This is a genomic window from Gemmatimonadota bacterium (genome assembly GCA_041390125.1).
Classification (GTDB): domain Bacteria; phylum Gemmatimonadota; class Gemmatimonadetes; order Longimicrobiales; family Gaopeijiaceae; genus JAGQIF01.
In genome coordinates, this window is the sequence record JAWKQN010000004.1 from 365837 (window position 1) to 383682 (window position 17846).

Annotated in this window: 17 protein-coding genes and 1 other RNA gene; 12 read left to right on the plus strand and 6 right to left on the minus strand. The window is 69.6% G+C overall.

Features of this window, described 5'->3' with window-relative positions; translation table 11 throughout:
- Positions 1 to 141: 141 nt before the first annotated feature.
- The 5 genes from ssrA (at position 142) to R3E98_04920 (ending at position 2563) form a co-directional block, all read left to right on the plus strand.
- Positions 142 to 503, plus strand: a transfer-messenger RNA (tmRNA) gene (ssrA, locus tag R3E98_04900).
- Between the two features lie 353 nt (positions 504 to 856).
- Positions 857 to 1171, plus strand: a complete 315-nt coding sequence (locus tag R3E98_04905) for a metalloregulator ArsR/SmtB family transcription factor (GenBank protein ID MEZ4422723.1) — start codon at positions 857 to 859, stop codon at positions 1169 to 1171.
- Entirely contained in the window at positions 1168 to 1617 is a 450-nt protein-coding gene (locus tag R3E98_04910) for an SRPBCC domain-containing protein (GenBank protein ID MEZ4422724.1), read from the plus strand. Before R3E98_04905 ends, R3E98_04910 begins: the two co-directional genes overlap by 4 nt.
- A gap of 86 nt (positions 1618 to 1703) precedes the next feature.
- Positions 1704 to 2144, plus strand: a complete 441-nt coding sequence (locus tag R3E98_04915; GenBank protein MEZ4422725.1) for an SRPBCC domain-containing protein — start codon at positions 1704 to 1706, stop codon at positions 2142 to 2144.
- Positions 2145 to 2152: 8 nt separating this feature from the next.
- A complete protein-coding gene (locus tag R3E98_04920) occupies positions 2153 to 2563 on the plus strand; it encodes a hypothetical protein (GenBank protein MEZ4422726.1) in 411 nt (136 codons plus the stop codon).
- A 199-nt stretch (positions 2564 to 2762) separates the two neighbouring features.
- Here the strand turns inward: R3E98_04920 and R3E98_04925 are convergent, their stop codons facing one another.
- The gene (locus R3E98_04925; GenBank protein ID MEZ4422727.1) at positions 2763 to 2933 is read right to left on the minus strand and encodes a lasso RiPP family leader peptide-containing protein; all 171 of its coding nucleotides are present in this window, start codon (positions 2931 to 2933) and stop codon (positions 2763 to 2765) included.
- 239 nt (positions 2934 to 3172) lie between these two features.
- On the opposite strand from R3E98_04925, the gene lspA reads away from it, so the two are divergent.
- Together lspA and R3E98_04935 are read left to right on the plus strand one after the other, a co-directional pair.
- Complete coding sequence (gene lspA / locus R3E98_04930; GenBank protein MEZ4422728.1) at positions 3173 to 3706, plus strand: signal peptidase II; 534 nt, start codon at positions 3173 to 3175, stop codon at positions 3704 to 3706.
- Positions 3703 to 4914 carry a mechanosensitive ion channel family protein gene (locus R3E98_04935; protein MEZ4422729.1) on the plus strand — a complete coding sequence of 404 codons (1212 nt, stop codon included), beginning with the start codon at positions 3703 to 3705 and terminating at the stop codon, positions 4912 to 4914. Before lspA ends, R3E98_04935 begins: the two co-directional genes overlap by 4 nt.
- Here the strand turns inward: R3E98_04935 and R3E98_04940 are convergent.
- Together R3E98_04940 and R3E98_04945 are read right to left on the minus strand one after the other, a co-directional pair.
- Positions 4853 to 6043 (minus strand): FAD-dependent oxidoreductase, encoded by a 1191-nt coding sequence (locus R3E98_04940; GenBank protein MEZ4422730.1) that lies wholly within the window; start codon positions 6041 to 6043, stop codon positions 4853 to 4855. The genes R3E98_04935 and R3E98_04940 overlap by 62 nt on opposite strands.
- 37 nt (positions 6044 to 6080) lie before the next feature.
- Positions 6081 to 7301, minus strand: coding sequence for a hemolysin family protein (locus R3E98_04945; protein MEZ4422731.1), 1221 nt, complete (start codon positions 7299 to 7301; stop codon positions 6081 to 6083).
- Between the two features lie 173 nt (positions 7302 to 7474).
- On the opposite strand from R3E98_04945, the gene R3E98_04950 reads away from it, so the two are divergent.
- Both R3E98_04950 and R3E98_04955 read left to right on the plus strand, forming a co-directional pair.
- Positions 7475 to 8599 carry a quinolinate phosphoribosyl transferase gene (locus R3E98_04950; protein ID MEZ4422732.1) on the plus strand — a complete coding sequence of 375 codons (1125 nt, stop codon included), beginning with the start codon at positions 7475 to 7477 and terminating at the stop codon, positions 8597 to 8599.
- A gap of 178 nt (positions 8600 to 8777) precedes the next feature.
- Positions 8778 to 11501: a M14 family metallopeptidase gene (locus tag R3E98_04955; GenBank protein ID MEZ4422733.1), complete on the plus strand. Its 2724-nt coding sequence runs from the start codon at positions 8778 to 8780 to the stop codon at positions 11499 to 11501.
- 92 nt (positions 11502 to 11593) lie between these two features.
- On the opposite strand, the gene R3E98_04960 is transcribed toward R3E98_04955, so the two are convergent.
- Both R3E98_04960 and R3E98_04965 read right to left on the minus strand, forming a co-directional pair.
- The gene (locus tag R3E98_04960) at positions 11594 to 12358 is read right to left on the minus strand and encodes an SDR family oxidoreductase (protein ID MEZ4422734.1); all 765 of its coding nucleotides are present in this window, start codon (positions 12356 to 12358) and stop codon (positions 11594 to 11596) included.
- A gap of 86 nt (positions 12359 to 12444) precedes the next feature.
- On the minus strand, positions 12445 to 13740 hold the full coding sequence (locus tag R3E98_04965; protein ID MEZ4422735.1) for a M20/M25/M40 family metallo-hydrolase: 1296 nt from the start codon (positions 13738 to 13740) through the stop codon (positions 12445 to 12447).
- 222 nt (positions 13741 to 13962) lie between these two features.
- Here R3E98_04965 and R3E98_04970 point away from each other — a divergent pair, with 222 nt between their 5' ends.
- The 3 genes from R3E98_04970 to R3E98_04980 are packed head-to-tail and all read left to right on the plus strand — an operon-like array spanning position 13963 to position 16523.
- Entirely contained in the window at positions 13963 to 14772 is an 810-nt protein-coding gene (locus tag R3E98_04970) for an ABC transporter permease (protein ID MEZ4422736.1), read from the plus strand.
- A gap of 25 nt (positions 14773 to 14797) precedes the next feature.
- Positions 14798 to 15565 (plus strand): ATP-binding cassette domain-containing protein, encoded by a 768-nt coding sequence (locus tag R3E98_04975; GenBank protein ID MEZ4422737.1) that lies wholly within the window; start codon positions 14798 to 14800, stop codon positions 15563 to 15565.
- Positions 15566 to 15587: 22 nt separating this feature from the next.
- Complete coding sequence (locus R3E98_04980) at positions 15588 to 16523, plus strand: MlaD family protein (GenBank protein ID MEZ4422738.1); 936 nt, start codon at positions 15588 to 15590, stop codon at positions 16521 to 16523.
- A 185-nt stretch (positions 16524 to 16708) separates the two neighbouring features.
- Here R3E98_04980 and R3E98_04985 read toward each other — a convergent pair.
- A partial coding sequence (locus tag R3E98_04985) for a peptidase S9 (GenBank protein ID MEZ4422739.1) occupies positions 16709 to 17846 on the minus strand: 1138 nt, incomplete at its 5' end.

Sequence of the window (17846 nt, forward strand, 5' to 3'; positions counted from 1 at the left end):
CGCGCCCCCCTTCGCATGCCTGCGACCGGCGGGATCGGCTCGGTGGAGCCGGACCGGCGACCCCCCGGCACGGATCCCGCATCCTGCCTGCGGGTACCAGGAAACACGACGGCCGGAAGGTTCAGAGCCGGTCGGACTTTCGGGGGCGTCACGGCTTCGACGTGTCTGGAGAGTCTCGAGTCGCGTGCCGAGGTGCCCGGGAGGCCTCGTAAAACACCTGGGAAACTTTTAGTTGCCAACTCTGAACTGGCGCTGGCTGCCTAACTTCGGTTAGCTGCAGTCCGTCTCTTGAGCGGCCCGCCCGAGGCGGTTCCTGAGACGTCGACAATTCGGGCTGCTGCGTGCGTTCCGCCTTCCGGCGCACGCTGAAGACACAGGGGGGCTAGCCCGGGAGAGGGTGGTTCGCTGACCCTCCCCGGCGCGAACTGAACAGCGAGCTACGCACGTAGTGGCTCTGGAGGATCCTTTCGCGGACGCGGGTTCGACTCCCGCCGCCTCCACTGCAGAAGAGCTCTCGCAGCCCGAACGGCTGCGGGGGCTCTTCTGGTTTCGGGGCCCGCGGGAGGCGGACCCGCGCGGACCGCGCAGCGGGCCGCAGCGGGTTCGGTCCAAGCGGCCAACGCCGCGGTCCGAAGGAGCATGACGGCTACCCGCGCTCCCTCGGCCGTAGGCCGAGACTCCCGCCGCCTCCACTGCACGGACGCCCTCGTGACCTCAGCGGTCGCGGGGGCTTCGTCGTTCTGATGATCGGTATGCCGGTCCCTCCCTCGACGGGGCACCTTGAGTTCGCGCCGACCGGCAGCTACCTTGATGCGTAAGCAGAGACTTACGCGTCAGGAACCGGAGTCGCCGCACGATGGCCCTCAACGCCTCCCCCGCGCTGGATGCAGTGGGCGAACCCACCCGCCGCCGCATTCTCGACCTGCTGCGATCCGGCCCCACGTCCGTGACCGATCTGGCCGCCGAGCTACCCGTCAGCAGGCCGGCCGTGTCCCAGCACCTGGCCAGGCTCCAGGACGCGGGCCTGGTCCGATGTTCCGTCCGAGGGCGTCACCACCTCTACGCGCTACGGAGTGACGGCTTCGAGGCCATCCGTGACTACGCGGACTCCTTCTGGTCGGACGCACTCGCCCGCTTTCGAGTCGTCGCCGAGTCCCTCGAGGCGGGATGACCGGGGAGACCGTGGTGCGCGGCGTGGAGGTGTCCCTCGCTCGGGAGAAGGCGTTCGGGGCCTGGCACCGCCACATCCACCTCTGGTGGCCTGCGAGCCACCGGCTGAGTGGAGACCCAGCGAGTCGTATGGTGTTCGAGCCTTGCGCCGGAGGCCGGATCTTCGAACGAGCCACCGACGGGCGTGAGTTCGACTGGGGCCTCGTCGAGGTCTGGGAGCCTCCGGAGCGCATCGTCCACACGTGGCAGCCCGGCGGACCGCGAGATCGACGCAGCCGCGTCACCATCGAGTTCACCCCCATCGCTGCGGGCCGCACCCGCGTGCGCGTCACGCACACCCCTGGCGAACTGGCCCGGGAGGAGTGGGAACGCGCCCAGGCTCGGTTCACGGCCGGATGGGACGCGATCGTGAAGGCGTTCGCAAACCCTAGGGAGGTGGAGCCGTGAACCGCGCGCGGACTCGCCGCCGTGGGACGGCAATGGACGCGTGCGACCCGGTCGCGGTGACCCGGCACGGGGCGGAGGAGTGAACGATGGGCAAGGCCAAAACGACCCGGAAGCTGTTCAGCCGCGAGACCTCCATCGACGCCGACATCGCGGCTCCGCCCGAGCGGGTGTGGTCGGTGCTCACCGACGCCGGCGACTTCGCCCGCTGGAACTCCACCGTGGTGTCTCTGTCCGGCGAGATCGCTCCGGAGGGTCGATTGGAGCTCGTGTCGACCCTTGCCCCGAAGCGGACGTTCACGTTGAGGGTGCAGGAATTCCTGCCACCTCGGCGGCTCGTCTGGGGCGACGCCCTGGGCCGTCGTGTCTTCACGCTCGAGAAAACGGCGGCAGGCACGCGCCTGTCGATGTGCGAGAAGATCGGAGGACCCCTGTTCCCCCTCTTCTCCCGAATGATCCCGCCGTTCGACCAGGCGTTCGAGCAGTTCGTCGCTGACCTCGCCAGGGAATCCACCGCCGCACGGACCTGAGGCCTTCCATGACCGCCATCCGAAGACGAACGAAGGACGACCCCTGGCAGCTCAAGACGCCCCCCGGTACCTCCGAGTATCAGATGTGGGTCGAAGCGATCGATGGGGTCGACGTGATCGTGTGCAAGGTCGGCTCGACCGTCCTGCACTACGATGCGCGCGCCATCGAGGATCTACACCAGATGCTCATCGAGCATGGGGACTGGATGCCGCTCGGCGCAAAAGATGAGAAGGCTGCGACGAGCGAGGGCACGGTCGAACACTGGGGCCGCTCCCCGGACAACCCGATCGGGGGCTGGTACGGGCTCAAGAAGAACTATCGCGGGCGGTTCGGCATGTATGTGCCGCCCCTGCTCGAAGCGTTGGGGCTCGCCGAAGTCGAGCACAACGCGCGCAACAACCGGATGCGGGCGCGGTAGGCGTCGCGCGCTGCCGGGGCACGATCCGGTCCGGGTGGCTCTCCGGAGCCCCACAGAGGCGAAGCCACCCGTGGGCCCGATCCCGCGCGCCGAAGCGGGGAGCGCGCCGGCGCCTGGGGCAGGGCGCCCCACCACCGGGGCGAACCGCGCCGGAAGGGGCGACCCCACCCCTTCCGACGCGGCCGTCACGTCCCCTGGGCTACGACCGTGACGAGGTCGTGCCGCAGGTCGACTGGAAGTTGTTGCCAGTCGCGGAGATCCCCGGCCCGACGATGGTGCACCCATCTCCGGCGCCGTAGAACCCGACCTGCGTGACGTCCCGGAAGGAACCGACGATCGTCAGCGTGGGCCGCGCGTAGTGCTGCTGCATACTCCACCTGTTGCGGTAGACCCCGACGGGAGCGGCCGGACGACCGCTCCCGGGTCATCGGGAGAGGGCAATCGTCGCGCCAGCGGGTTCGAACGGCCCGAGCCGCGCGACCGCCCGTCGCCGGCCCGCCCGGGGGATCCTGCGTGCCGCTTCGCGGTACTGTCCCCCCATCCGACGAGGGCCCGGCTGGGCCCCGCCGTGCGACCGGCACCCGAGGTGCCCTCCTGGGAGTCCCGCCCGTGAAGCAGAAGGTCTACACGTTCCTCGCGATCGTGCCGGCCCTGCTCGTCGTCGACTGGGTGACCAAGCGCTGGGCCCTGGAGGCCTTGGCGTCCGGACGCCAGATCCAGGTCATTCCGGGGTTCCTGCCCTTCACGCTGGCCTTCAATCGGGGGGCGGCCTTCGGGTTGGAGATCGGTGACGACCCCCGCCTGGTCTTCATCCCCATCACGCTGCTGGCCCTGGTCCTCCTGACCAGCCTCTATGTGAAGGCGGAGCGGGGGGATTGGCTGCGCCTGGTCTCGTTGGCGCTCGTCATCGGCGGTGCGCTCGGGAACCTCTACGATCGGGTCCGCTGGGAGCGCGGTGTGGTGGACTTCATCGGTCCGGCCAATCTCGGATTCGCCGACTTCCCCATCTTCAACGTGGCCGACATGGGCATCTCGTGCGGCGCGGTCCTCCTCGCGATCTCCTTCTGGTTGGAGGAGCGCAAGGCGCTCGCGGCCGCTGCGCCCGCCGAACCGGCTGCGGCGACCCCCCTCGAAGAACCTTGACGTCGATCCCTCCGCTCGCGCTGGCTTTCTTGCAGGACACGCTCTCGGCTTCGGACTCCGTCCGGGCGGCGGCCGCCGCCGGTCCCTCCCTCTGGTCGGAGCTCACCTCCATCCCGCCCATGGCGTGGTTGATCGGGCTCGGTACCGGGGTGGGGACCGCTCTGGCGCTCGCGTTCGTGCTCCGCGTGCTCATCCGCCGCTTCGAAAAGATCGCGGCCCTGACCACCACGGACGTCGACGATCTCATCCTGCATCTGCTCAAGAGCACGCGCAGGCTGTTCGTCTTCCTCGTCGCGGTCTGGGCCGGCGCCCGGGTGGTGGACCTGCCACCCGCCATCTCGTCGTTCGTCCACGGCCTGCTCGTGGTGGGCCTGTTCTTCCAGTTCGGGCTCTGGGCCACGGGCGTCGTGAACCACCTGCTGGACCGGTATCGGCGGGCACAACTGGCCGTCGATCCCACGTCGGCCACCGCGCTCGGCGCGCTCAGCTTCGTGGTGCGCACGGCCGTCTGGGTGATCGTCGTCCTCCTGGTGTTCGACAACCTGGGCTTCGACGTCACTGCGCTGATCACCGGGCTGGGCATCGGCGGAATCGCGATCGCGCTGGCGGTGCAGAACGTCCTGGGCGACCTCTTCGCGTCGCTCGCCATCGTGCTCGACAAGCCGTTCGTGGTCGGCGATTTCATCGCGGTCGACGGCATGAACGGCACCGTGGAACACGTGGGGGTGAAGACCACGCGGGTCCGGTCGCTCTCGGGCGAGCAGCTCGTCTTCGGGAACGCCAAGCTGCTGGGAAGCTCGATCCGGAACTACGGCCGGCTCCGCGAACGGCGCATCGTGTTCGTCCTGGGCGTCGAATACGGAACGCCGCGGGCCAAGCTGGAGCAGATCCCGGTGTGGCTGCGGGAAACGGTGGAGGGACTGGAGCAGGCGCGCTTCGACCGCGCGCATCTGCGCTCGTTCGGCGACTCGGCCATCGAGTTCGAGACGGTCTACTACGTGCTGGCGCCCGAGTACAACGTCTACATGGATCTGCAGCAGGCCATCAACCTGCGCATGCACCAGATCTTCGAGCGCGAGAACATCTCCTTCGCGTTCCCCTCCCGCACCCTGTACCTGCGGGGCCTGGAAGGGGTCGAGCGCGGCCTCAGCCGACCCGGATCCGAGCCGTCGGATCCAGGTGGATATGAGGCCGGTTCCCGCGGATGAGCGCCCGCGCCTCGTCGATCCGTCCCGGAAGGTTCCAGAGCGTCAGGCCGCGCACGCGGCCGCCCCGCAGGTAGTAGACGATCCCGCGCCGGTACGGGTCGGTCCACTCCTCGAACGTCTCCATCCCGGGCCCGACCTCCCCCACCACGTCGTAGTGCTGATCGAAGAGATCGGAGTAGTGGAAGGGGATGTGCTCGTAGCTGACGGACAGGCCCGCCATCGCCTGACCCGCCAGGAATCCGGACTGGTTGGCGTGGTCTTCGTGCTCCACGCGCAGCGTGCGACCCAGGATCGGACTCCAGAACGCGGCCACGTCCCCCGCGGCGAAGACGTTCGCGTCGGAGGTGCGGAAGGAGGCGTCCACCACGATGCCGTCCTCGACCTCCAGACGTGCGCCCTGCGCGAGCAGCACGTTCGGCGTCGCACCGATTCCGGCCACCACCACGTCGGCGCGCAAGGTCTCCGAGGAGGCGCCGGACACCGCGACCAGGAAGCGGGGACCGCTTCGCCGCACGGCGAGGACCTTGGTCCCCGGCCGCAGGTCCACGCCGCGCGTCCGGTACAGCGCGGCCAACTCCTCCCCGATCCCGGGTGTGGTGATCGGTTCGAGCACCCGCTCCTCGGGAAACAGCACCGTGACCTGCTTGCCCGCTTCGCAGAGCACCGCAGCCAGCTCGGTGGCGATGTAGCCCCCGCCGATCACGATCACCCGGGAGCTGGCCGCCGTGGCCGCGCGCAGGCGCCGATAGTCCTCCAGGGTCCGGAAGTGGATGACCTGGGGCACGGCGTCCGGGAGCGTGCGGGGCTGCAACCCGGTGGCGATCAGCAGCTTGTCGTAGCTGTAGATGGTCCCGCGCTCATCGAGCACGGTCCGGGGCTCCCGGTCGATGCGCTGGGCCCGGCGCCCCAGGTGGAGCTGGACGTTGGGCAACTCGCGGGTGCCGCGGAGCACGCGCTCGACGGGCCATCCCTTCCACAAGCCCTTCGAGAGCGGAGGCCGATCGTACGGGGGATCGGATTCCTGCGAGAGGATTCCGATGCTGCCTTCGGGATCCACCGAGCGGATGCCGCGGGCCGCGGCATCGGCGGTGATGCCGCCCCCGACGATCAGGTAGCGGTGCTGGGGCATGCTGGCCGGCCTTCTCCGTCCTTCGCTGCAGGTGACGTCACGGGGAGCGCTCGAACAGCACGGTCTCGATGCGCCGCCCCACCATCTCCACCACCCGGAACCGCCCCCCCTGGACCTCGATCTGATCTCCCAGCCGGGGCACGCGGCCCAGCCGGCCGAAGAGATGACCGGCCAAAGTGTCGTTCAACGGGTCCTCCAGCGAAAGCCCCAGCCGCTCGTCGACGGCCTCCAGGAGCGCGCCGCCCCAGATGCGCACGGAACCGTCGTCCGCCTCGACGAAATCGACGGGCTCGTCCACTTCGTGCTCGTCCTGGATCTCGCCGACGATCTCTTCGATGAGATCCTCCAGGGTCACCAGGCCGGCGGTCCCCCCGAACTCGTCGAGCACGATCATCATCTTGGTGCGCTTGAGGCGCATCTCCGGGATCAGCTCCTCGACGGGCTTGGACGCGGGAGCGAACTGCACCGGACGCATGATGCCGCGGATGGACGTCTCGCCCTCGCGGTCGGCCTCCCACAGGTCACGGGCCAGCAGCAGCCCCACCACCCGGTCCAGGCTGTTCTCGTATACGGGCAGGCGCAGGTGCCCCTCGTCCAGCATGAGGTCCTTGGCCTCCTGCACGCTCGCGTCCACGGGGATGGCCACGATGTCCGTCCGCGGCGTCATCACCTGTCCGGCCGAGATCTCGTCGAGGTTCATGACGTTGGTCATGACCTGCCACTCCGCTTCGTCGAGCGTGCCCTCGCGGCGGCCGATCTCGGCGAGCACCTCGATCTCGGCGCGGCTGATGGTCGGATGCGCGGTCCGCGGCTTGAGCAACGACTGGACGAGCGAGAGCGACCAGACCACGGGCTTCATGATCCACACGAGCCCGCGCAGGACGAAGGCGGACGGGACCGCCAGGCCCTTCCAGAAGGACGCCCCGACCGTCTTGGGGATGATCTCGGACAGGATGAGGACGGCGAGCGTGAGGGCGGCCGAGAAGAGCGTCAGCCACTCGTCGCCGTAGACCTCCTGCACGATGGCCCCGGCCAGGGCTGCCCCCACCGTGTGGGCGATGGTGTTGAGGGTGAGGATGGCCGCGATGGGCTCCTCGATCTCGGTGCGCAGCGCCTCGAGGTAGGCACCGGCCCGGGGACTCCGCTCCTTGAGCACCTGGACGTAGGGGTGCGTGATGGACAGCAGCACCGCTTCCAGGATGGAGCAGAGGAAGGAGATGGCGAGGGAGATCCCAACAACCCAGAGAAGCCTGGTCATCGGCCCGGTCGAGGTGGACGCCGGCCGGCGCCTCCTGCGCCGCGCGGCCGGGGCCGGTCTCCCGGCACCGAGCCGAAGATGGCGGCGAAGGCGCCAGCCCGCCAGCCACCGGCGTGCCCTTTTCCACACGGCGGCGGCAGGCGAGAATGCTCCCGAACCCCACGAGGAGCCCGATGCCCGACCGCGAGACCGACTACAATCCGTACCGACCCGGAGGGCCGCCCCCGCCGCTCCGTCTCGCCCGCCGCCTCGATCCGAGCATCTTCCAGTTGCCGGTCGAGAAGATGCGCAGCGGCTACTACTCCGACAAATACTTCGTCCGGGCCCGCGACGTGCTGCGCGCCGACGGGGCCGATCCCACGGTCACGGTCCAGGTGTTCCAGAAGCACCACGCCTGGGTGGCAGGGACGGACGAGGCCATCGCCATCCTCAAGCTGTGCCTCACGGAGGGGTACGCCTTCTCCGACCTCGAGGTCCTGGCGCTCTGGGACGGCGACACGGCCGAGCCCTGGGAGCCCGTGCTGGAGATCACGGGTCCGTACGCGGCCTTCGCGCATCTGGAGACGCTCTACGTGGGGGTGTTGTCGCGGCGCACGAAGATCGCCACCAACACGCGGGAGGTGGTGGAGGCGGCCTGGCCCAAGCCCGTCATGTTCTTTCCCGCCCGCCACGACCACTGGATGGTCCAGACCGGCGACGGCTGGGCGGCCCACATCGCGGGCGCCATCGGCGTCTCGACCGACGCGCAGGCCTCCTGGTGGGGCTCGGAGGGCATCGGGACGGTCCCGCACGCGCTGATCGCCGCGTACGGCGGCGATACGGTGCGGGCCTCGCAGGCGCTGGCCGAGCACGTCCCCGAACACGTCCAGATCGTCGCGCTGGCGGACTTCGACAACGACTGCGTAAGGACCTCGCTGGCGGTCGCCCGTGCCCTGGGAGAACGGCTCCATGCCGTCCGTCTGGACACGGCCCGGTCCATGGTCGACCGCTCGCTCCTGGACGAGATGGGGGACTTCGACCCGCGCGGCGTCAATGCGCGGCTGGTGGCCAAGGTGCGAGATGCGCTGGATGCGGAGGGCTTCGGCCGGGTCCGCATCGTGGCCTCGGGTGGCTTCACCGCGGAGCGCATCCGGCGCTTCGAATCGGCCGGGGTGCCCGTGGACTCGTACGGCGTCGGATCGGCCCTCATGCAGGGGTCCTACGACTATACGGCCGACGTGGTGCAGCACGAGGGCCGATCCGTGGCCAAGGTGGGTCGCTGGCGGCGCAGCGCCGAGCGGCTGGGGCGGGTGGAGTAGGGGGCGGGGCGCCCCCAGCGCGCGTGGGTGGGTGGCCGGCGTGACGCTCCGTCGGGTTGACATGCGGGGTCGCCGGGTCTGAGCTTGCCTGCGGGCCTTCGAGCGCTCCGGCCGGCGTCGCCACGCCACGAATGGATCGCGCCGGGCCCGTGGTGCCCACTCCAGACCCAGGATCGAGATGTCCCTTCGCGCTTCGCGCGCGGGTCGCCGTGCGGTCGTCCTGGCCGCCCTGCTGACCTCGCTCGCCCCCCGGACCGCTGCGGCGCAGCAGCGGGTCACGAGCCCCGAGCAGGCCTTCGGGCAGGCCATCGGCTCCGACTACTTCCTCACCAACTACACCCAGTTGGTCGAGTACTGGCAGACGCTGGCCCGCGAGTCGAATCGCATGGTGCTCGATACCATCGGTGAGACCGAGGAGGGCCGGCCGCAGCTGATGGCGATCATCACGTCGCCGGAGAACCATCGGAACCTCGACCGCTACCGCACCATCGCCCAGCGCCTGGCGCGGGCCGAGGGCGTCTCCGAGGACGAGGCCCGCCAGTTGGCGGCGGAGGGGAAGGCGATCGTCTGGATCGACGGCGGCCTCCACGCGACCGAGGTGCTCGGTGCCCAGCAGCTCATCGAGACGGTGTATCAGCTCGTCTCCAGGGACGACGCCGAGACGCAGCGCTTCCTGGACGACATCGTCATCCTGGCCGTGCATGCGAACCCGGACGGCATGGAGCTGGTGTCCAACTGGTACAACCGGGAGAGCGATCCCATGCAGCGCAGCACCGGCAACATCCCGGTGCTGTACGAGAAGTACGCCGGTCACGACAACAACCGCGACTTCTTCATGTCGAACCTGGCGGAGACCACCAACATGAACCGGGCGATGTACCGGGAGTGGTATCCGCAGATCGTCTACAACCACCACCAGACCGGTCCCGTGGGGACGATCATGTTCGCGCCGCCCTTCCGGGATCCGCCGAACTACCACTTCGATCCCATCGTGCTGACCACGCTCGACGCCGTTGGCGCCGCGCTGCACGGTCGCATGGTGCTCGAAGGGAAGGGTGGAACCACGATGCGCTCCGGTGCCAGCTACTCCACGTGGTGGAACGGCGGGCTGCGCACGACGCCCTACTTCAAGAACATGGTCGGACTCCTGACCGAGACCGTCGGCCATCCGACGCCGATCCAGATCCCGTTCCTCCCGGATCGTCAGCTCTCCCATGGGGACCTGCCGCTTCCGGTCGAGCCGACGCAGACGTGGCATTTCCGCCAGTCCATCGAGTACTCGCTCACGGCCAACCGCGCGGTGCTGGACTATGCGTCCCGCAACAAGGACCAGTTGCTGTTCAACTTCTGGAAGATGGGCAACAACGCCATCGAGAAGGGGAGCACGGACACGTGGACGGTGCGGCCCAAGTGGATCGCCCGGGCGGAATCGGAGCTCTCCGGGGGACGGCCGCGCGGTGACGCCGACGACTACCAGCGCATGCTGCGCCGTCCCGAGGACCGGGATCCGCGTGGCTACATCCTGCCCGCGGATCAGGCGGACCTGCCCACCGCGGTGAAGTTCCTCAACACGCTGCTCAAGAACGGCGTCGAGGTGCAGCGGGCCACGGCCGACTTCACGGTGAACGGCAAGCGCTATCCGGCCGGGTCCTACGTGGTGCGCGCCGACCAGGCCTTCCGGGCGCACGTCATCGACATGTTCGAGCCTCAGGACCACCCCAACGACTTCGCCTATCCGGGTGGGCCGCCCGTGCCTCCCTACGACCTGACGGGCTGGACGCTCGCCTACACGATGGACGTGGGCTACGACCGGATCCTGGACGGGTTCGACGGGCCGTTCGAGGTCGTCGATGCCGAGTTGCTCACGCCGCCCGCAGGCACCATCAGCGGCGATCCGCGCGCCGGCTGGGTGCTCAGTCACGAGATGAAGGACGCCTTCGTGGTCGTGAACCGCCTGAAGGCGCAGAACAAGCGCGTCTACTGGATGGAGTCCACCGGACCCAACCACCAGCGCGGCGCCTTCTTCATTCCCACGGGCGGCGGCGTCCGCCAGATCGTCGAGACGGCGGCGCGCGAGCTCGGGGTCGATTTCACCGGCGTCGCCGAGCGTCCCGCCGGCGCGGCCCTGGAGTTGAGCCGGGTGCGTGTGGGACTGTGGGACCAGTACGGCGGATCCATGCCCTCGGGGTGGACGCGCTTCGTGCTCGAGCGGTTCGAGTTCCCCTTCCGGGTGGTCTACCCGCAGGAGCTGGATGCGGGACGTCTGGATCGCAGCTTCGACGTGCTGATCTTCCCCGACGGGGCCATCGGCGACCGTGGCTTCGGGGGTCGGGGCGGCCCCGACCCCGCCTCCATTCCGGCGGAGTATCGCGATCGTCTCGGGGCCTTGAGCGAGGAGCGGACGCTCCCTGCCCTCCGCGACTTCCTGGAGCGGGGGGGCACCATCATCACGATCGGCTCGTCCGGTGCGCTGGCCGCGCAGTTGGGTCTGCCGGTGGGAGACCACCTGGTGCAACCCGGTACCGACGAGCACCTGCCGGAGGACGAGTACTTCATCCCGGGCTCGATCCTGGAGGTCCAGCTCGACCGGTCCTCGCCGGTGACGCGCGGGCTCGCCGAACAGATCGACGTGATGTTCAACCGTAGTCCGGTGTACCGCGTCGGCAGCGCGCAGAACGTGAAGGTGGTCGGCCGCTATGGTCCGCAGCCGCTCCGGAGCGGCTGGGCCTGGGGCCAGGAACACCTGGACGGCGGCGCCGCGATCATCGAGGCGGACGTCGGCCGCGGCACGCTCTTCGTCTTCGGTCCGGAGATCGCCTTCCGGGGGCAGACGCACGGAACCTTCCCCTTGCTCTTCAACGGGATCTACTACCCGTCGGCGGAGGAGACCACGCTGCGCTGACCCGCGCGGGGTGGGGAGTCAGGAAGCGGGTCGGGGCCGGTGGCCCCGACCCGCTCTGCTTTTCCGGGACGACCCAGGTAGGCGTCGGCCGCCTAGGTATCCTGATCGGTGGGGCGGACCAGGATCTCGGAGACGTTGACCCGGTCGGGGGCCGAGACCGCGAAGAGGACGGCCTCGGCCACGTCCGCCGGCTCGAGAGGGCGGCGGGTGCGCCAACGGGCCAGGAAGGCCTCGCGGATCTCGGGATCGCGGATGTGCTCCGCCAGCTCGGTCCGGACCACGCCGGGCTCGAGGTCAGTCACGCGGATCTTCGTGGCCGCGGAGAGCTCCAGCTGGAGGCCACGGGACAGCGCCCGGACCGCGTGCTTGGTGGCGGCATAGACGGTTCCGCCGGGGAAGGGACGGCGGCCCGCCAGGGAGCCCACGTTGACGATGTGGCCACGCCCCTCGGAGAGCATGTGGGGGAGCACGGCCGCGACGCCGTAGAGCACGCCCTTCACGTTCACGTCGATCATCCATTCCCAATCGGCCACGTCCAGGGCGCGCACCTCCGACAGGTGCATCACACCCGCATTGTTGACCAGGATGTCGATGGTGCCGAACCGGTCGACGGTCACCGCGGCCAGCGCCTCCATCGCCCGGCGGGACGTGACGTCCGTGGGCATGACCAGGATGGCGTCCTCGTTCGGCGCGCGCGCCTGCAGGGCCTCCAGGCGGTCGCTGCGGCGCGCGGCCGCCACCACACGCGCGCCTGCCGCGGCCAGCCGCAGCGCCGTGGCGCGGCCGATCCCGCTGGAGGCCCCCGTCACGATCGCGACGCGGCCCGCCAGCGGACCCCGGTTAGGGGTGCCCGGCACGGACCGGGCGCTCCGTCCCCGGAGCGTGCTTCCCCCGCGACCGGGGCGACGCCCCCAGGGCCACCGCCCGGGGGCGTCGGGGACGCCTAGGACACATTGGCGATGCCGGCCTGCGCCACCAGGATGAGGAGCGCCCGCTGGACGCCCAAGGCCCCGTCCTCGTTGATGAAGAACTCGTGGAGGGAGTGGGCGTTCTGGCCGTTGCCGCCGCCGCCGATGGTGATGGCGGGGATCCCGAGCGAGATGGGCACGTTGGAGTCGGTGGACGACATGCCCAGGCGCGGCTCCAGCCCCATGGCGCGCGTCACGGCGATGGCCCGCTGCACGAACGGATGGTCCGCGGCGACCGTGCCCGACGGCCGATCCCCCACCATCTCCACGTCCACGGTGAGCGGCTCACCGCGCCGGAGCAGCTCGTTCTCCTCGCGCAGCGCCCGCTGGACGGCGGCCTGGAGGATGGAGTCCACGTGCGCCAGCGTCTCCTGCCCCTCGGAGCGCATGTCCACCTCCATCCACGCCTCGAAGGGGACCGAGTTCACCGAGGTGCCTCCGCCCAGGACGCCGACGTTGTAGCTCGTCCGTCGGGGCGCATTACGGGTGTAGGGATCCGCGCCGTCCTGGAAGTGACGGATGGCACGGCCGAGCGCGTGGGCCGGGTTGGCCAGACCGAAGGCTCCCCAGGAGTGGCCGCCCGGCCCCTTGAAGGTGATCCGGTAGCGGTGGGAGCCCAGCCCTTCGTGCGTGATGCCCTGCGCGCCGGTCCCGTCCACGGAGATGAAGGCGTCGGCGTGCGGGATGCCCGGCCGGAAGAGATGCTTGACGCCGCGCAGGTCGCCCAGCCCCTCCTCCCCCACGTTGCCCACGAACCAGATGTCCGCGTCGGTGCGCAGGTTGGACTCGTTCATCGCGCGGAGCACCGCCAGCAGGGTGGCCAGGCCGCGGGTGTCGTCGGCGATGCCCGGCGCGGCCAGGGTATCTCCCTTGACCTGGACCCGGACGTCCGTGCCCTCGGGGAAGACGGTGTCCAGGTGCCCGGCGAAGACGATCGTCCGCCCCGAACCGCTCCCGCGGCGCACGCCGATGACGTTGCCCACCTCGTCCACCCAGCTGGTGTCCACGCCGATCTCGCGCAGCATGCCGAGGAATGCGCGTCCACGCTCCTCCTCCATGAAGGGCGGGGCGGGGATCTCGGTCAGGGTGACGAGGTCTTCCATGGTGCGGGCGTCCGTGGCCTCGACGTGGTCGAGCGCCCGCCGCACGGCGGGATTGGCCATCAGGCCGCGGATCTCGGCGTCGTAGTCCGCGGTCTGACCGTGGGCGACTGTGGGAGCGGCGAGAGCGAGCAGCCCGGCCGCGAGCGAAAGCAGGTGGTTCCTGGCCATGATCCGGGTGTGCGAGGGGGATGACGTGGCGACGAGACGGGAGGGTAGCGGCTCCCGCAGGACAGATCAATCAAGCCGCCCCGGGTTGATTTCACCAGGCGTCGCGTCGATTGTTGAACCTGAGTCCGGGCGTCGGGCCAGGGGCCCCGGAGCCCGCTCCATGGGCTCGCCCCGTCCGTCCGTTCGCCGTCACGGCACCGCTTTCCCAGGTCACCCACCCACGTGAGCACACGCGCCGAGCCGCTCCTCCAGCGCACGTTCTCCCGGCCGCTCGAGGCGTTCGGGCGCACGTCGCAACAGGTGGCGGAGCACGCGGGCCAGCTGGCGCTCCTGCTCGTGGCCATCGTGCGGTGCGTGGTCACGCTCAAGGTGTCCCTGCGCTCTGTCGTGCGGCAGATCTACGTGATGGGGGTGCAGAGCATCCCCATCGTTCTCGTGACCGCGGTGCTGTCCGGCATCGTGACCAGCCAGCAGGGCGGCTACCAGTTCACTGGATCCATCCCGCTGTACGTGCTCGGGTCCGTCGTGGCCGCGAGCGTCGTGCTCGAGCTGGGACCGGTCTTGACGGCCATCGTGCTGGTCGGGCGCGTGGGTGCCCGCATCACGGCCGAGCTGGGCACCATGGTGGTCACGGAGCAGATCGATGCCCTCCACTCCCTCGGGCGGGACCCCGTCGCCATCCTGGCGGCCCCCCGCCTGATCGCCGGCCTGATCGTGGTGCCGGCGCTGGTGGGGATCGCCGACGTGGTGGGGATCGCCTCGGGGATGGTGGCCGCCGATCTGACGGCGGGACTGAGCTATGACGGCTTCCTGTACGGCGCCCGCCTGTTCTGGCACTCGTGGGACCTGTTCTACTCGTTCATGAAGGCGGTCACGTTCGGCTTCGCCATCCCGCTGATCGCGGTGCACATGGGGCTGCGGACCGGAGGGGGCGCTTCCGGCGTGGGCCGTGTCACCACGGCGTCCGTGATGTTCATGACGCTGACCGTGCTGATCCTCGACGCCCTGTTCCCCCCGCTGTTCCTCCAATGACGCATCGGGGTGGGGAGGGGGCGCGATGATCGAGTACCGGGCCATCCACAAGTCCTTCGACATCCCCGTGCTGGACGGCGTCAGCCTGACGGTCGAGACGGGGGAGATGTTCGGCATCTTCGGTCCGTCGGGCACGGGCAAGAGCGTGCTGCTCAAGACCACCATCGGTCTGATCGTGCCCGACCGGGGGGACGTCCGCATCGACGGGCGCTCCATCTATTTCGGCGATACCGGCGCGCTCGGCTGGGTGCGACGCAAGGTCGGCTACGTGTTCCAGAACGCCGCGCTGTTCGACTCGGTCAACGTGTACGAGAACGTGTTGATGGGCATTCCCGAGGAGCAGCTGAAGGAGCTCCCGCGCGGCGAGCAGCAACGGCGCTGTTGGGACGCCCTCGACCTCGTCAACCTCGAACCTGCCGAGGTGATGGCGAAGCTGCCCTCCGAGCTGTCGGGCGGGATGCGCAAGCGCGTGGGCATCGCGCGGGCCATCGTGGGGCGACCCGAGATCCTGCTGTGGGACGAGCCCACCACCGGCCTCGATCCCATCAACACCGCCGCCGTCGAACGACTGATCACCCAGCTCTCGCAGAACCTGCGCGTGACGTCGGTGATCGTCACCCACGACATCGAAGGCGGGCTCGACATGTGCGGACGGGTGGCGATGCTCGAAGGGCGCCGGGTCCGCTTCCTGGGGACGCCGGCCGAGTTCCGGGCCTCTCCCGACCCGGTGGTGCAGGCCTTCATCGATCGGAGCGCGGCCGAGCGAGCGCTCGACGCCCTCGAAGTCAGTTGAACTGCGAATCCGCGGAGTGAGCGTGGCCACAGACCAGAATGCGAGTGGACCTTCGGACGCCGAGCTGAGGTCGGCGGTCCCGCCGGCCGCGGGCGCGCACGAGCTCAGGGTAGGCGTGTTCGTGCTCATCGGGCTCATCTCCTTCATGCTGGTGCTGTTCCTCATGACGGATCCGGCTTCGTTCCGGGGCCGCTACATGGTGACCACGCTGGTGGAGGATGCCGGAGGGATCCGCCGGGGCGACCCCGTCCAGATGCGCGGCGTGAACATCGGACGGGTGCACGCCTTCGAGATCCAGGACGACGCCGTTGCCATCACGCTGGAGATCGAAGGCGAGTGGGACATCCCCGCGGACTCCCGCACGCAGTTGAGCAGCACCGGCCTGCTGGGCGGCCTCACGGTCGAGGTGGTACGGGGCACGTCGGATGCACGGCTGGAGGACGGGGCCGTCCTGCCCGGAACGTCCAGCGGCGGCAACCTGATGCAGACCGCGGAGGAGCTGGGAGGGGAGGCGCAGGAGGTGCTGTCCCAGCTGCGGGAGGCGCTGTCGGACGAAACGGTCTCCTCCGTGGAGGCGAGCGCGCGTGAGCTGGAGCAGCTGCTCGGAACGCTCTCGCAGGTGGCCCGCACGCAGGGGGACGAGATCGCGCGCCTCACCGCCACCCTGAACGACGCGGCCCAGGGCGTCGAGGGCGCGACCCCGGAGCTGCGCTCCACGTTGGTCCAGGCGGACAGCGCCATGCGCCGTCTGAACGCCACGGCCCAGGTGCTCGAGAGCGCCAGCACGTCGCTCGACACGGTGCTGGGACGCATGGCCCGTGGGGAAGGCACGCTCGGCCGGCTGACCACCGAGGATGCGCTCTACGAGAACCTCAATCGGGCCTCCACCGCGCTCGAGGCACTGCTGACCGACCTGCGCGAGAATCCCGGACGGTATCTGAAGATCTCGGTGTTCTAGCAGCCGGGTCCGTCGGCGCGGGGCTGCGGGTCCGGCCGTCCGATCCCAGACCGCACCGTGCGGGTGGGGCGACCGACACCTGCCGGTCTGCGGATGGACCGAGGGGGGCGGACCGACCCGGTCCGCCCCCCTCGTGCGTCTCGTCTGCGGCACCCGACCGGCGGCAAGCCGGCGGGTGCGCCCGCCTACCAGCCCGGTGCGACCGAGAAGCCCCAGTGCCACCCCTTGTCGGGCCGCTGGAAGGGGTACGCGTAGTAGCTCTCCAGCACCAGGAAGCCCAGGATGTTCGTCCGGGCGGAGAAGCCTGCCGAGAAGACCGGCACCCGGTCGGACGTGGTCGGATCCCAGCGCAGGTCGGCGGGGTGCTGGCCGTCCCACGCCACGCCGCCGTCGGCGAACGCCACCAGCTCGGTGGGCAGGTACGGGAAGTTGAGCAGCCCGAACTGCTCCGTGCCCAGGAACGGCACCCGGATCTCGGCGTTGACCACCGCGATGCGGTGCCCGAGCGTCCGGTCGAATTCGATGCAGTTCGAATCGGCGCTCGCCGTGCACTCGCGGGCCACATCGTAGCTCTCGGGCGCGTAGCCGCGGATGAACGTCTCGAAGCCCAGGGGAATCGGCTGCAGCTCGCTGTTCTCGAGCGAGCGGCCGTAGTTGCCGAGGTGGTATCCGCGGAACCCGAGCGTCAGGTTGCGCATCGGATTGAAGTAGCGACGGTAGTCGGCGATCACCGTCGCGTAGTCCACCGTGCCGGTGGTCCCTCCGACCTGGAGCCGGGACCGCCCTCCGCGCACGGGGGAGGTGAAGCCGAAGAACGAGTAGTCGTTCACCAGGGCCAGGTATCCCTGGAACAGGTTGAGCGGGTCGGGCACGAGATCGTTGCGCGTCTCGCGCGTGATGTCGATGAGATTGCCGAACGCGTCGTAGACCTGCGTCTCCAACTCCAGGTCCCACGAGTAGCGGTTGAAGCCCACCGAGCCTTCCACCCGCCGTGTGGTGGTGAAGGGGTAGGCGATCACGCCGTTGACGGCGTCCTGGAAGATGCGGTAGCGCTGCAGCTGCACCTGCTGGAAGCCATCCGGCGTGAAGCCGAAGCTGGCGCCGATGTACTGGTAGGGGATGCGCCCCCCGAACGTGCCCCAGTTCCAGCGGTTCCCCAGGTCCTGGTAGGTGAACTGGCCGCCGAGGTCCTTGAAGGTGCCGTTGGCCTGGAAGGCGATCCCCATGCGGCGGTTGCCGAGCATGTCGCTGAAGAACGCCGCCGCGCCACCGGAGACATAGTTGCCGAACTGGTCCGCGCCCACGCCGATGGTGGGCTGCCCC

Bases quoted from the DNA above. Each gene is read 5' to 3' on its own strand.
- R3E98_04940 (MEZ4422730.1), bottom strand. From the start codon at position 6,043: ATGCCCCAGCACCGCTACCTGATCGTCGGGGGCGGCATCACCGCCGAT.
- R3E98_04975 (MEZ4422737.1), top strand. From the start codon at position 14,798: ATGATCGAGTACCGGGCCATCCACAAGTCCTTCGACATCCCCGTGCTG.
- R3E98_04920 (MEZ4422726.1), top strand. From the start codon at position 2,153: ATGACCGCCATCCGAAGACGAACGAAGGACGACCCCTGGCAGCTCAAG.
- R3E98_04925 (MEZ4422727.1), bottom strand. From the start codon at position 2,933: ATGCAGCAGCACTACGCGCGGCCCACGCTGACGATCGTCGGTTCCTTC.
- R3E98_04910 (MEZ4422724.1), top strand. From the start codon at position 1,168: ATGACCGGGGAGACCGTGGTGCGCGGCGTGGAGGTGTCCCTCGCTCGG.
- R3E98_04955 (MEZ4422733.1), top strand. From the start codon at position 8,778: ATGTCCCTTCGCGCTTCGCGCGCGGGTCGCCGTGCGGTCGTCCTGGCC.
- R3E98_04905 (MEZ4422723.1), top strand. From the start codon at position 857: ATGGCCCTCAACGCCTCCCCCGCGCTGGATGCAGTGGGCGAACCCACC.
- R3E98_04965 (MEZ4422735.1), bottom strand. From the start codon at position 13,740: ATGGCCAGGAACCACCTGCTTTCGCTCGCGGCCGGGCTGCTCGCTCTC.
- R3E98_04950 (MEZ4422732.1), top strand. From the start codon at position 7,475: ATGCCCGACCGCGAGACCGACTACAATCCGTACCGACCCGGAGGGCCG.
- R3E98_04915 (MEZ4422725.1), top strand. From the start codon at position 1,704: ATGGGCAAGGCCAAAACGACCCGGAAGCTGTTCAGCCGCGAGACCTCC.
- R3E98_04945 (MEZ4422731.1), bottom strand. From the start codon at position 7,301: ATGACCAGGCTTCTCTGGGTTGTTGGGATCTCCCTCGCCATCTCCTTC.